Raw genomic sequence first — 12876 nt, forward strand, 5'->3', positions numbered from 1 at the left:
CGAATTCGCCCCGGCCGGTCTCAGTGTCATATGAACGGCTCCCGTGCCTCTTTCACCTGAAGAAACGTCAATTCCCGTGGCGATCGAGTGAACCAACAAAGGCCATAAATCAGGGCAGTTTCCTCATAAGCGCGTACTCGTTGGAGTTCCAGCAGCGGCGGTGCGGGCTGAGAGAGCCGTGTTCGCGTGGCACGAGAGCCGCGCGCGCGACCCCGCTGCGGAAAGGGCTCAATCATGAATGCCAAGAAGGCAGCCACCGTCGTCGCGGGCGTTCTCCTGTCTGTCGGTGCCGCGGCGCCGGCCATGGCCGACGCGGGCGCGGCCGGTGCCGCCGTGGGCTCCCCGGGCGTCCTGTCCGGCAATGTCGTCCAGATCCCCGTGCACATTCCCCTCAACGTGTGCGGCAACAGCATCAACGTGATCGGTCTGCTGAACCCCGCCTTCGGCAACACCTGCGTCAACGCCTGACGCCAGACGTCAGAACAGGCACTGACACGCACTGAAGCGCCCTGAGGGGCGCCCCCGGGGCCGGTCCCGAGACGTACGGCGATACACGTCTCGGGACCGGCCTCAGTCGACACCGACACACCGACGCACCGGCGACACACCGGCGATATCAGGAGAACCAGATGCGAGAACTCATCGGCAAAGGACTGCTCACCGCCGCGGCGGCGTCGAGCGTGCTGACCATGACCAGCGGTTACGCCCAGGCCACCGGCGGCGCCGCCACCGCCGCCGGGTCGCCGGGGCTGCTGTCGGGCAACAGCGTCCAGGCCCCCGTCGAGGTCCCGGTCAACGTCTGCGGCAACACGGTGAACCCCGTCGGCGTGGGCAACCCCACCATGGGCAACGGCTGCGGCAACTCGTCCGGTGCGCACGCGGCGCCGCCCAGGCACCGGCCGGCCCACCACGCGCAGCCCGTCGCGCCCCGCGCCGAGCCCGCGACCCACGTGGCCCCCGCCCAGGCGCCGCCCGCCGGCCCCTCGCGGACCGGCCACGACACGGACGCCAGCTCGACGCACGGCGCCAACCCCCGTGAGCACGGCGGCGGTTCCGCACCCGCGAAGGACGGCCACCACTCCGACCACGCGGACGACGGCGGCTCGTCGGCCTCCGGCGCCGCGACCAACTCGCCGGGTCTGCTCGGGGGCAATCTCGTCCAGGCCCCGCTGGACGTCCCGCTGAACGCCTGCGGCAACAGCGTCGACCTGGTCGGTCTGCTGAACCCCGCCTTCGGCAACGGCTGCGCCAACGACTCCGACGACGCGACGCCGGAAGCCCCGGTGCCGCCCGGCCCGCACGCCCCGGTCGACCCGCCGGCCCCGTCGACGCCGCCCGTGGACCGCACCGTCGAGCCCCCGGCCGTGCCGGTCGCCCACGACCCGATGCTGCCGGAGCCCCCGCAGGCCGTCGAAGAGGGCGACGTCATCGACCAGTTGGCCGAGACCGGCTCGGACGCCAACCTGCTCGCCGCCGCGGCCATGAGCGCCGGCCTGCTGATCAGCGGCGGCATCCTCTACCGCCGCAGCCGGACCGCCTCGCACCGCTAGACCGTGTCCGGGGACCTGTCCGGTGCGTGACCTGTACGTCCCCGACCGCCGGACGGGCCGCCCGGCAGCCCGTCCGGCGATCGGAGACACCGTCGGCCGGGCCTCAGAAGCGCTCCATCCAGTTCGTCTGCGCCGCACCGGCCGGCAGTGTCTCGCGCGGTTCTCCCGGCCGCTCGTGCCGGGAGCCCGTTCCCAGCCGCCGGCGCACCCCGCGTACCACCCGGCCCGCCGTGTACGTCGCGCCGAACACGAAGCGCATCGACGGGCCGAACGACGGCGCGCTCAGCAGACCGGTCACGAACAGACCGGGGTGTGAGGTCTCGAAGACGCCGTCCGTCTCGGGGGCATCGCCCGTGCCCACCGTGCGCAGGCTCCGGCGCAGCCGCTCGTCGAGCAGTCCGAGCCGGCCCAGGCCCGGGGTGAAGCCGGTGGCGGCGATGACGTGGTCGGTCGTGACGGCGTCCACCGAGCCGCGCGCGGAGACCAGGTCGAGCCGTACGCGGCCGTCGGCCGGGACGGCGGCGGCGACGCTCTCGCCGAACCGGACCTCCACCGACCGCTCGAACCGCTCCCGCAGCCACCAGGCACCGGCCGGGCCGAGCGCCGAGGTGAAGACACGGGCCCGGGTCGACGCGGGCAGCCGGCGGAAGACGCCGGGGGTCTGCGAGTAGAGCCAGTTCTTCCAGCCGCAGCCCAGGCCCGTGTGCGGGGCACGGGCGGCCTCGCCGAAGGGGCGGTCCAGGGGCGGCGGGAGGGTGTTCCAGTTCAGCCGGTGGGACCGGGCGACCACCCGTACGGTCGTCCCCTGCTCCGCGAGGAGCGTCGCGGTCTCCAGCGCGGCCTGGCCCGCCCCGACGACCGTCACGTCCAGGCCCTTGAAGCGCGTCAGATCCGCGTGGTCGACGCTGTGCGACACCCGCTCGGGCGGGAGGGCCCGCAGCGGGCCGGGGACATCGGTGAAGGGCCGGACGCCGACGGCCAGCACCACCGTGCGGGCGAGGAACGTCTCACCGCCGCCCGCACCCCCGTCGTCGACGGTGACCTCGAACCCGCCCCCGGCACGGGGACGTACGGCGGTGACGGTCCGTTCCTCCACCGGCGGCGCCGCGTTGGCGGCGAACCAGAGGCCGTACGAGGCGAAGAAGCCGACCGGCAGCGGGACCCCGTGCCGGGCATCCACCCCCTGGGCGGCCGCGTAGGCCGCCAGCCCGTACGCCCCCTTGGGGTCGGACAGGTTCGACGCCCACGGCTCCGACTTCAGGAACATGCCGGGCGGCATGCCGTCCCGCCAGGCGGCCATCGGCCGCCCGAACACCCGGGGCTGGAGGCCGGCCGCCGCCGCGTGCGAGGCGATCGACAGGCCGTACGGGCCGGCACCCACAACTACCAAGTCCTGCATAGGAGTTCGCCGCTCTCTCTGTTCTCTCGGGGTCTGGTGGACGCGCGGATCGGCGTGGATCAGCGCGGGACGGGAGGCGTGGTGCCGTCCGGGGTGCGCCGGCGCTGTCGTACGCCGGACAGGAGCGACCGGGGTGGCGCGGTACGGGGCCGGCGCCTCAGCCGGCGTACGCCGCCGCGCGCCGCGTGCAGGAGCCAGGCCCCGGTCATGGCGTACGCGGGCCACGGGTCGTCCCGCGCGAACCACGCCGTCTCCGTGCTCACCGCCCGGACCCGCCGGGGCCGCCGCGCCGGAGGCCGGTGCCGGCGCCCCGCCGAGGACAGCACGGACAGCAGCGCGTAGTTCTCGACGACGAAGGTCCTGTCGTACGCGGGCACCGGGGCCGGCACGGGCCGCCCGGTGAGGTCCAGATGCAGCGCCCGTACGACGTCCGTGCCCGACGGGTCGGTGAAGAGACGGAACTGGGCGCCGGGCCGCGGGTTGAAGTCGAGCAGGTGGTACGCGCCGGTGGCGGCGTCGAGCCGGAAGTCGAGATCGACGATGCCCCGGTACCCGAGCGCGGCGACCACCTCGCCGGCCAGCCGCTCCACGGCGGGGTTGGGCAGCCACCGGCCGACGGCCGTCATCCCGGCCCCGACCGGCCACGACCGTTCCTTGCGGCCGGTCGCGCCCATCAGGAGCGTGCCGTCACGGCCGCTGTAGCCGTGGAAGAACCAGTCGAGATCGCGCCCCACCGGCAGCAGTTCCTGGAGCAGCAGCCGGCTGCCCGCCTCCGCGCTCCGCCCGAACAGTTCCCCGGCCTCCCGCGGCGAGCGCACCACGACGGTGCTGCGCAGCCCGGAGTCCTCGGGCAGCAGCCACGGCCTGCTCCACTTCGCGACCACCGGCAGCCCGAGCGCCCACGCCGCTCGCGCGGCCTCCTCGCGGTCACCGGGAACGATCGTGCGGGGGTGCGGCAGCCCGAGCGCACCGCAGATGGCGGCCAGCTCCCCCTTGTCGGCTACCCGCTCGGGCAGGCCTGACGGTTGTTCAGGCAGGAGATAGCGGCCGGCCAGCCGGGGCCTGAGCCGGGCGACCGTGATCGCGCTCAGATCGTCCAGGGGGACGAGGACGGCGGGGGCGCCGAGCCGCTCCGAGAGCCGCACCAGCAGACCGTGCAGTTCCTCCCCCTTCTCGGCCACCGTCACGCTCCGCAGATAGCGGGACCTGGCGACCGGGCTGCGCGGCGACTCGATCACCGCGTGCACCGTGATTCCGGCCCGGCCGAGGGATCTGACGGCGCCAAGGGTTCCGTGATGAAACGGATTCGGGTCGAGCCGCACAAGCACAGCGGGGACGCTGATGTCAAAGCTCGCCACGGTTGTGTCCTTCATTTTCGATGACCCATGCGAGGGGTGAAATTCCCGAACGGTCTAGTGAAAGGGCGGACCGGGTTCCCGATCGGCTCATTAGCAATACTTTTGCGGCAGTGCGACACGGAACGCGTCCCCTCCATGAGGAGCACACATGTCCTATCGACGTCGACGGCTGATCAGCACCTGGCTGGGTGTCATCACGGCCGGCCTCCTTGCTTCAGGTTCCGTGCTGCCGATGGCGAGTTACGCCGCCGGTCCCGACGCCCCCGGAAGTCCCGAACCACCGGAAGTGGCGTCACCGGCGGTCGGCGCGTACCTCGACTACGGTCCCGAGGGCGTCCGCCGTATCGCCGGTATGCAGAAGTGGCTCGGCGGTACGGAACTCCGGGTCGGGCACACGTACCTCCCGGGCGACGTGTGGTCCAACATCGAGGGCAGCCCGAGCTTCGTGCGGGACTGGGCCGAGTGGAGGAAGGCCCGTGCCGACCGCATCTTCGTACTCAACGTCCCCATGCTCGAACGCAACGAGGGCCGGGTCCACGACCAGGTCGTACGCAAGGAGCTGCGCCGGGGCGCGCGGGGCGACTACGACCGGCACTTCGAGGTCCTGGCGCAGCGGCTGGTCTCGCTCGGGGTGCCGGACACGGTCGTCGTCCTGGGCTGGGAGATGAACGGCACCACGTACACCCACCGCTGCGGCCCCGACCCGCAGGCGTGGAAGGCGTACTGGAAGCGGATCGTCGGCGCCATGCGGGCCGTGCCCGGCCAGGAATTCCGTTTCGATTTCGCTCCGAACCGCGGAAAGGACGCCATTGCCTGGACCGAGTGCTATCCGGGCGACGACGTCGTGGACATCGTGGGAATGGACTCCTACGACCAGCCGCCGGGACGGACGTTCGACGAGCAGGTGAACGAGCCGTTCGGACTCCGTAAGCATGTGGAGTTCGCCGCTGAACATGGAAAGGTTATCTCCTATCCGGAGTGGGGCCTCTTCCGCAACGGCGACAACCCCGAATACATGCGCGGCATGCTCAAGTGGATCGAAGAGCACCGGCCGATGTATCACACGCTCACGGATTACTGCCCGCACGGCGTCTGGCAGTGCGCCGAGAATCCGCGGTCCTCGAAGGTGTTCCGTACGGCGCTGTACGGGCTGAAGCCCGAGCCGCGGCCCGAACCCGAGCCGAGCGTCCCGCCGGTCACGGAGCCGACCACGCCGCCGGTCCCGCCGGTCACGGAGCCGAGCACGCCGCCGGTCCCGCCGGTGCCCGAGCCCAGCACCCCGACGAAGCCCGAGGCGCCCTCGAACTGCAAGGCGCTGACCTTGAGTTCGTGGATCGAGACCCTGCTCGGGAAGAAGGTCTGCCTCCGCTTCGGCGGCTGGGAGCGCTGGCTTTCCTGACCGGTCGTCATCGCGGCGGCGGCGAGGGCCTGTCCCGGGTCATGTTCCGGGTCGTCCCTTGCCGTCGCCGCGGCGCGTCCGCCTCGCCAGGCCCGCCTTCATCGCCGGCAGCCGCTCGTTGACCAGGACGGCGGCCCGGCCGCGCGCGGCGGCGCGGGCGGCGACCAGCCGCAGCGACGGGGCCAGCAGACCGCGTGCCAGCAGCAGCCGTTGGTTGCAGACGGTCTCGGGGCGCCAGTGGTGCTTGTACGGCTCGTTGCCGCGCAGCATGCTCAGCGTCGTACCCCCACCGACCCCACCGACCCCACCGGCCCCGCCGCCGCTGATCCGCCGGGCGCTCTCCCGCAGCAGCATGGTCGCGACGTCGACCTTGCGGTCGCGCAGCATCGGGTCGGCGCCGTACAGATAACCGCCCGCGAGCCGCGGTGACATCAGCGTGAGGTCGGCGGCCACCACCTCGCCCGCGAGCCGGAATTCGGTGACCATCGCGTCGCCGCACTCGACCATGGACCGCGCCGAGCGTGTCAGATGCTCCGCGAAGCGCGCGCTGAGGTGCTCGGGAGTGACGCCGCGCCCCTGCCACTGGAGCCGGTGCAGTTGGAGGAGCCGTTCGACGGCGGTCGGGACCTCGTCCACGGGTACGACGCGTTCCTCGATGCCGAGCGAGTCGATCTTGCGGATCTTGGCCCTGGCGCGCTGGGCGCGGGACGACGGCAGACGGCCGAGCAGTTCGTCCATGGGGACGGCGGGCAGTTCGAGGCAGAGCGAGTCCACCAGCCGGTCGCGGGCGCCGTCCCAGCAGTCGTAGACGCGTTCGGCGGCGGCACCGGGCCGTACCTCGCGGAGGTCGATGACGGCGGTACGCGCGGCGGTGGCGAGTGCCTTCGCGAGGGCCTGGGCCGCGCTGTCGGCGCAGTCGTCGTCGAGCAGGACGTCGGAGAAGTCGGAGATGGAGCCGCCGAGTTGGACCAGCACGGGGAACGGCCGGTGGACCAGCATCAGCGGGGCCGCGGCGACGAGGGTGCCACCACGGCGTACGAGGACGACGCGGAGCCGGCCGGGGGCGCCGTACGACAGCCACCAGGAGTGCAGCCACGCGTGGCTCTGGAACGGGGTGGCCGTGGCGCAGCGGCGGTGGAGCGCCGTCCACTCGGCCGCGAGCGCGCCGAACCGGTCGGGGTCCCGGCAGATCTCGGAGGTCAGTGCGGTGAAGGTGCCTCTGCCGACGGGCGCGACCGGGGCCGTGCCCGTACGCACAAGACGCTTGGTGGTCGATTCCGTTGCCATCACACGCTTTCTGTCTGCGGCACGGGTGCCGTCGATGGACCGGGAACCGACGCGTGCGCCTCGGCGGCCCGCCGGCGCTTCGGGCGGACCAGCAGTCCGAGCCCGCCGAGCAGTCCGCCGGCGGCGGCGCCGACGAGCGCGGCCAGCGGCGCCGACGGTGACACGGGGCTGGTGGGCTTGACCGCGCGGGAGAACTGGACCACCCGTACGTTCGTACTGCCCTGCATCTGCGTGCCGTTGAGGACCAGCGAGCGCGCGACACCGTCGGCCATGCTGACGGCCGCCTGCGGGCCGCTCGACGTGGCGGTCACCGAGATCATCGGGGCGTCCGGCGAGGTGACGGTGGTGACGTTCTCCTTGAGCACCTTCGAGGAGACCCCGGCCCACACCTGGGCGTCGCCGACGGCGGCGACCTGTGAGGCGACCCGCCCGTACGCCTGCGCGAAGCCGAGCGCGGCGGCCGGGTCGGCCTTGTCGGTCGGTACGACCAGTACGTAGCTGGTGGCGGAGTACTGCGGCGTACGGAGCATGCCGTACCCGCCGCCCGCGAGCGCCCCGATCAGGACGCCGACCGGCACGATCCACCAGACGGGCAGGGCCCTGATCCTCGACAGGACGCGGCCGGGCCATGCGCCCGCGCGGCGCCCGCCGCTCTCGTTCTCGGTCATCGTCGAACTCACTCCTCGGGGGTGGCCGGGCGGCGGACGGGGCGCCCGGAGGAGCCGCCGTTCCGGCGCAGGGCGTGGTCGTAGACGGACATCAGCTGTTCGGCGCTGCGGGAGATGTCGTAGTGGCGCGCGGCGGGCGGTACCACCAGCCGGTGGGAGCCGTCGGCGGCCGTGAACCGCTCCTGAAACGTGGTCAGTTCGGCGACCAGCTCCGTGACCGCCCCGCTGATCTGGCGCGCTCCGGGTGCCGCGTCGGCGGGCAGGTCCGTGAGGGCGGGGCAGGTGACGTGCAGGACGGGCAGCCCGGCGGCCAGGCCCTCGACCACGGCGAGCCCGAAGGCCTCGTCCTCGGAGGTGGACACGAAGAGGTCCATGGCGGCGAGGAGTGACGGCAGGTCAGGTCCGTTGTCGCTGCCGGGATTCGGTGGCGGGTCCTCGCAGGCGCCGTGCAGCAGTACGCGGTCGGCGGCGCCCAACTCCGTTGCCAGGGAACGCAGTCGATCGCGCTCCGGGCCTTCGCCCACCAGCAGGAGGCGGGCGGCGGGCAGTGCGGCGACGGCCCTGACGAGGGTGTCGAAACGCTTGCCCGTACTGAGCCTGCCGACGCCGCCGACGACGAACGCGTCTGCGGGCAGGCCGAGTTCGGCCCGCGCCTTCTGCCGGGCCGTCTCGTCGTAGGCGAAGCGCGGCACGTCGATGCCGTTGGGCACGACGTGGATACGGTCGCGGCGTACGCCCCAGCGGCGCAGCCGGTGCGCGACGGTCGTCGAGACGGCGACGGTCGCCGTGCCGAGGCGTTCGCTGCCGAGGTAGAGGGCGCGGGCGCCGGCGGTCAGCGGGCGGCCCTCGATCTGGTGGGCGCCGAGCGAGTGCTCGGTGGCGACGACGGTGCGGACGCCCGCGAGGCGCGCGGCGAGGCGTCCGTACACGCAGGCCCGGTAGAGGTGCGTGTGGACCAGGTCGTACCGGCCGTCCCTGATCAGCCGTGTGAGCCGGGGCAGCGCGCCGAGGTCCCGGTTGCCTCTTATGCCGAGGTCCGTGACGGGGAAGCCGTCGGCGGTGATGCCCCGTGCGACGGCGCCCGGGTTGGTGAGCGTGACGACGGCGCTGTCGGTGGGCAACTGGCGCAGCAGGAGGCGCAGTTGCTGTTCGGCGCCGCCGATGCCGAGGCCGGTGATGACGTGCAGGACCTTCACGAGGCGCCGCCCTCGCGCGCGGTGGTCCGCACGGCCTGGGCGTCGGCGTACGGAGCGTACGCGGCGTGCGGGACCGGCTCGCGGCGCCGGCCGTGCAGCGCGCGCTTCAGGAACAGCCGGGGCGCGGTGTCCTCCTGGCCGATGTGAACGCGCGGCAGGGCGAACAGACCGGTGAGCGGGCCGGGGCTGATGCCGACCGCGTACCGGTAACCGGCGTCCCGTACGGCGGACATGGCGCGCTCGTCGACCGTGCCGTACGGATAGCAGAACCCGGTCACCTCGCCGCCCGTGATCGCGCACAGCGCCTCCCGGCTGCCGCGCGTCTCGTCGCTCAGCAGTGCTTCGTCGGCCTCGGTGAGATCGGTGTGGCGCAGCCCGTGCGAGCCGACCTCCATGCCCGCCGCCGCTGCCTCGCGGATGCCGTCCTCGTCGAGGAGGGGCTTGCGCGGGCCGAGGCTGTCCCACGCGTTGGTGCCGCCGAGGCGGCCGGGGAGCACGTAGACGGTGGCGGTGAACTCGTACCGGTGCAGCAGCGGCACCGCGTTCGTCAGGAAGTCGGCGTAACCGTCGTCGAACGTCAGCCCGACGAGTCCGGCGCCGCGGCCCTCCGCGCGGGCGACCAGCAGGCGCTCCATGCTGACGCCGGTGAGCCCGCGGCGGCGCATCCAGCGCAGCTGGCGGTCGAGCCGGTCGGGCGAGACCGTCACGCGGTAGGGGTCGTCGGTCGGGTCGGTGATCGAGTGGTACATGGCTGCCCACAGGGGGCCTGCGGAGACCGTGTCAGCGGACATCGATGAGCTTTCTTGTGGCGGAGCGGACAAGGGAGTTGATCTCGGGTGCCTGCAGGGCGCGGGCGATGACGAGGAACACGGCGGCGACCACCAGGCAGGCGACGGCCGCCGCCGGCACGGGTGCCGGGATGAGGGCGCCGCAGAGCCATCCGGCGCCGGTGGCGGCAGCGGCGGCGGCGCTGAGTTTGACGAGCCCTCCGGTCATGTGGCGGACCCGCACGGGGACGCTGTGCCGGGCGACGCCGTGCAGCAGCAGTACGGCCGTGACGGTGATGCCCAGCGCGTTGCCCGCCGCGATGCCGAGGACGCCCCAGTCACCGACGAGCAGTGCGCCGCCCGCGGTGGTGAGGGCGAGGCCGACGAGCATGGCGAGCGCCGGGAACCACAGGGGGCGGGCGGCGGAGAAGTAGCAGCGGACAAGGGCACCGACGAGGGTGTGGCCGAGCAGCCCCAGTGCGTACACACGCATCACGGCGGCGGTGGCCGCCGTGTCCGCCCGGTCGAAAGCACCGCGCTGGAAGAGGATTTCGATGATCTGCGGGGCGCACGCGATGACGGTCGCGGCGCCCACCAGCACGATGACACCGGCGAGGGCGAGGTCACGCTCGACGCGCCGCCTGGCCCGGTCGGTGTCCCCGGCCGCCATGGCGCGCGCGACGACCGGGAAGGTGACCGTGCAGAGCATCAGGGACAGGACCATCGGCATCTGCGCGACCTTCTGCGCGTAGTTGAGATGCGAGATGGCTCCGGCGGGCAGGGGCGCGGCGAGGAAGCGTTCGATGAGGACCTGGGACTGGCGGGTGAGGGCGAAGACGATGACGGGGGCGAGAAGCCCGAGGGCGACGAGCGGCCGGGCGGCGCCGCCGGGCGGTTCGTGTGCCGGGGTCTGTTCCCGCTGCTGCTCCAGTTCGTGCTCCGCCGTCGCGCGGCGCTCGCGCAGCCGGCGCAGGACGACCGGCGCCTGGACGAGGACCATCAGCACGCCGCCGACGGCGACCCCGGCGGCCGCGGCCCGCACCCCGAGCCGGTCGCTGAGGATCAGCATCGTGGCGATGATGCCGATGTTGTACGCGACGTAGATCATCGCGGGCGGTACGAAGCTGCCGTGCGCCCGCAACGCGGCGCTGCAGTACCCGGCGATGCCGAAGCTGAAGGCACAGGTGGCCGTCAACCGCGTGCAGTCGACGGCCAGTTGGGTGTCGGGGAGGCCGGGGGCCAGCAGGGCGACCACCCAGGGCGCCGCCAGCATCAGCAGGACGGCGCCCGCGCTGAGCGCGAGCAGCAGACTCGGCAGGGTCGTACGCAGCAGGGCGTGCACGGGGTCGCGGTCGCGCACCGACGGGCCGTCGGGCGGCAGGTCGTCGAGGAGTGGTCCCCGCGCGGCCCGGCGCGCGAGCGCGAGGCTGAAGGCGGGTACGAGGATGAGCGCCATCGCGTCCTCGATGAGCAGCGTCGAGGCGACTTCGGGAACGGTCCAGGCGACGAGGAACGCGTCGGTGCCGGGGCCTGCGCCGTAGAGATGGGCGATGGTCTGGTCGCGTACGAGACCGAGCACCGCGCCGGCCGCGGTGAGGAGGGCGGTCACCAGAGCCGCGCGGGCGAGGAAGCGGTTGGAGAAGTAGGCACCGCGACCGCCGTCCGGGTCGGCCGTCGGGGCAGCGGCCTCCATGTCGGGCGGCGGCGGCCCGGCGGGCGGTGACGCGGGGGCGGGCGTAGGCGTAGGCGAGGGCGGTGGGCGGCGGCCGGGGACGGCGGGCTCCGCCGCCCTGCCGGGCTCGGCGGGCGGCGACTGGGTCGCACCGGTCAGATCGGTCATGCCGCACCGGCCCCCGAGTCGACGCCTCCGCGCGCGACTCGACCGACAGCCTGGCCGGAGGCACCTCCGACGTCGGCCCGCCGGTCGAGTGCCCACCACGCGGCCAGGCCGAGCACGACGGCGGTCAGCACCGTGGAGGGCCCGCCGATGTCCGCGTAACCGAAGTCCACCAGCTGCCAGATCAGCAGTCCGGCGCCGACGAGCGCGCAGTCGACGCCCGTACGTCCGCGCCGCGCGCCCGGCAGTCGCCGCAGTGCGAGGACGAGCAGCGCCGCCCAGCTCCCGGCCAGTGCGAGCAGGCCGACGAGCCCCTGTTCGCTGAGGATCAGCAGATACATGTTGTGCGGCGAGAGCAGCGGCTGGCGCTGGAAGCCCATCCCCGCGCCGGCCGTGTCGCTGCCCGACGACAGCGCGATCGAGGAGTGGCTGTCGCGGTAGGCGGGGAAGCCCTTCAGCCCCACGCCCGTGACCGGGTCGGTGCGCCACATCCCGGCCGCCGCCGCCCACATCGTGTACCGGTCGGTGACCGACCGGTCGGGCGCCTCGGTGACTTCGGTGATGCTGCCGAGCCGGTCGGACACCAGTTGGGAGCCGATACCGAGTCCGCCGACGAGTACGACGCCGAGCGCCGCCGCCACGAGGGCGACGCGGGCCGCGCGGCGCAGCCCGGAGAGCGCGAGTTGCAGTGTGACGGCCACGACCGTCGCGATCCACGCGCCCCGGCTGAAGGAGAGCACGAGCGGCAGGAACAGCAGTGCGGCGCAGCCGAGGGCGGCGGCGCGCTGGCCGCGCGGCACGTCCCGCCGGCCCACCGGTCCCGTCCCCGCGCCCAGGGCCAGGCCGACGGCGGCGACCAGGCCGTACGAGACGACGGTGGCCATGCCCATGACGTCGGTGGGGCCGAACGTCCCGACCGCGCGGACGTCTTCACCCATGTACGAGGCGCCGGTGCCGGTCAGGTACTGGACGACGCCGATGAGCCCCTGCACCAGCGCGAGGGCCACCATCGACCAGGCGACGAGCCGGAAGTCCCGGCGGTTCCTGATGAGCAGCAGCAGCGCGCCGGGCACCAGCACGAAGATCTGGAGGTAGCGCGCCACTCCCGGCAGGCTGGACGCGGGGTCGTACGACGTGATCGCGGCGGCGCACACCCCGAACACCGGAAGTCCCAGGACCAGCGCGGCCGTTCGGGTCAGCGGCCGGGCGCGGTCGCGCAGCACCCGTACGAGACAGAAGACGACCAGCAGCGCGGACGCGGCGTCGGCCACCGTCCCGGAACCGGCCGACCCGTCCCCGGAGGGGCCCGTCACCGGGACGGCGAGGAGCGCCACGACCGCCAGGACGGGCAGCAGCGGCGCGTCCCGGCGCAGCGCGTCGCGCCAGTCCCGTGGGGCGGACGCGGCGGCCGGTAG

11 protein-coding genes are annotated in these 12876 nt (G+C 73.3%); 3 read left to right on the top strand and 8 right to left on the bottom strand.

Features of this window, described 5'->3' with window-relative positions:
• The first annotated feature begins 234 nt into the window (after positions 1 to 234).
• Both ACFT9I_RS20630 and ACFT9I_RS20635 read left to right on the top strand, forming a co-directional pair.
• Positions 235 to 468 carry a chaplin gene (locus ACFT9I_RS20630; protein WP_382566156.1) on the top strand — a complete coding sequence of 78 codons (234 nt, stop codon included), beginning with the start codon at positions 235 to 237 and terminating at the stop codon, positions 466 to 468.
• 161 nt (positions 469 to 629) lie between these two features.
• Positions 630 to 1550 carry a chaplin family protein gene (locus tag ACFT9I_RS20635; protein WP_382566159.1) on the top strand — a complete coding sequence of 307 codons (921 nt, stop codon included), beginning with the start codon at positions 630 to 632 and terminating at the stop codon, positions 1548 to 1550.
• Positions 1551 to 1653: 103 nt separating this feature from the next.
• Here ACFT9I_RS20635 and ACFT9I_RS20640 read toward each other — a convergent pair whose 3' ends face one another.
• Together ACFT9I_RS20640 and ACFT9I_RS20645 are read right to left on the bottom strand one after the other, a co-directional pair.
• Positions 1654 to 2949 (bottom strand): FAD-dependent oxidoreductase, encoded by a 1296-nt coding sequence (locus ACFT9I_RS20640; RefSeq protein ID WP_382566161.1) that lies wholly within the window; start codon positions 2947 to 2949, stop codon positions 1654 to 1656.
• 59 nt (positions 2950 to 3008) lie between these two features.
• Positions 3009 to 4307 carry an ATP-grasp domain-containing protein gene (locus ACFT9I_RS20645; protein ID WP_382566163.1) on the bottom strand — a complete coding sequence of 433 codons (1299 nt, stop codon included), beginning with the start codon at positions 4305 to 4307 and terminating at the stop codon, positions 3009 to 3011.
• 148 nt (positions 4308 to 4455) lie between these two features.
• Here ACFT9I_RS20645 and ACFT9I_RS20650 point away from each other — a divergent pair, with 148 nt between their 5' ends.
• Complete coding sequence (locus ACFT9I_RS20650; protein ID WP_382566165.1) at positions 4456 to 5706, top strand: glycoside hydrolase family 26 protein; 1251 nt, start codon at positions 4456 to 4458, stop codon at positions 5704 to 5706.
• Positions 5707 to 5745: 39 nt separating this feature from the next.
• Here the strand turns inward: ACFT9I_RS20650 and ACFT9I_RS20655 are convergent, their stop codons facing one another.
• Genes ACFT9I_RS20655 through ACFT9I_RS20680 form a run of 6 tightly spaced genes read right to left on the bottom strand, consistent with a single transcriptional unit; the run spans position 5746 to position 12834 of the window.
• On the bottom strand, positions 5746 to 6993 hold the full coding sequence (locus ACFT9I_RS20655) for a GNAT family N-acetyltransferase (protein WP_382566167.1): 1248 nt from the start codon (positions 6991 to 6993) through the stop codon (positions 5746 to 5748).
• Positions 6993 to 7661 (bottom strand): lipopolysaccharide biosynthesis protein, encoded by a 669-nt coding sequence (locus ACFT9I_RS20660; RefSeq protein WP_382566168.1) that lies wholly within the window; start codon positions 7659 to 7661, stop codon positions 6993 to 6995. The genes ACFT9I_RS20655 and ACFT9I_RS20660 overlap by 1 nt, the downstream gene beginning before the upstream one ends.
• Positions 7662 to 7669: 8 nt before the next feature.
• Positions 7670 to 8857, bottom strand: coding sequence for a glycosyltransferase (locus ACFT9I_RS20665; protein ID WP_382566170.1), 1188 nt, complete (start codon positions 8855 to 8857; stop codon positions 7670 to 7672).
• The gene (locus ACFT9I_RS20670; RefSeq protein WP_382566171.1) at positions 8854 to 9648 is read right to left on the bottom strand and encodes a polysaccharide deacetylase family protein; all 795 of its coding nucleotides are present in this window, start codon (positions 9646 to 9648) and stop codon (positions 8854 to 8856) included. The genes ACFT9I_RS20665 and ACFT9I_RS20670 overlap by 4 nt, the downstream gene beginning before the upstream one ends.
• Positions 9638 to 11464 (bottom strand): murein biosynthesis integral membrane protein MurJ, encoded by a 1827-nt coding sequence (gene murJ / locus ACFT9I_RS20675; RefSeq protein WP_382566173.1) that lies wholly within the window; start codon positions 11462 to 11464, stop codon positions 9638 to 9640. Before murJ ends, ACFT9I_RS20670 begins: the two co-directional genes overlap by 11 nt.
• The gene (locus ACFT9I_RS20680) at positions 11461 to 12834 is read right to left on the bottom strand and encodes an O-antigen ligase family protein (protein ID WP_382566310.1); all 1374 of its coding nucleotides are present in this window, start codon (positions 12832 to 12834) and stop codon (positions 11461 to 11463) included. The genes murJ and ACFT9I_RS20680 overlap by 4 nt, the downstream gene beginning before the upstream one ends.
• Positions 12835 to 12876: the final 42 nt, after the last annotated feature.

Origin of the sequence: Streptomyces sp. NPDC057137, assembly GCF_042670825.1 — a bacterium.
Classification (GTDB): domain Bacteria; phylum Actinomycetota; class Actinomycetes; order Streptomycetales; family Streptomycetaceae; genus Streptomyces.

What these genes read in the sequence shown, in the direction of transcription:
- ACFT9I_RS20630 (WP_382566156.1), top strand. Translation starts at nt 235, where the DNA reads ATGAATGCCAAGAAGGCAGCCACCGTCGTCGCGGGCGTTCTCCTGTCT.
- ACFT9I_RS20635 (WP_382566159.1), top strand. Translation starts at nt 630, where the DNA reads ATGCGAGAACTCATCGGCAAAGGACTGCTCACCGCCGCGGCGGCGTCG.
- ACFT9I_RS20640 (WP_382566161.1), bottom strand. Translation starts at nt 2,949, where the DNA reads ATGCAGGACTTGGTAGTTGTGGGTGCCGGCCCGTACGGCCTGTCGATC.
- ACFT9I_RS20650 (WP_382566165.1), top strand. Translation starts at nt 4,456, where the DNA reads ATGTCCTATCGACGTCGACGGCTGATCAGCACCTGGCTGGGTGTCATC.
- ACFT9I_RS20655 (WP_382566167.1), bottom strand. Translation starts at nt 6,993, where the DNA reads ATGGCAACGGAATCGACCACCAAGCGTCTTGTGCGTACGGGCACGGCC.
- ACFT9I_RS20660 (WP_382566168.1), bottom strand. Translation starts at nt 7,661, where the DNA reads ATGACCGAGAACGAGAGCGGCGGGCGCCGCGCGGGCGCATGGCCCGGC.
- ACFT9I_RS20670 (WP_382566171.1), bottom strand. Translation starts at nt 9,648, where the DNA reads ATGTCCGCTGACACGGTCTCCGCAGGCCCCCTGTGGGCAGCCATGTAC.
- murJ (WP_382566173.1), bottom strand. Translation starts at nt 11,464, where the DNA reads ATGACCGATCTGACCGGTGCGACCCAGTCGCCGCCCGCCGAGCCCGGC.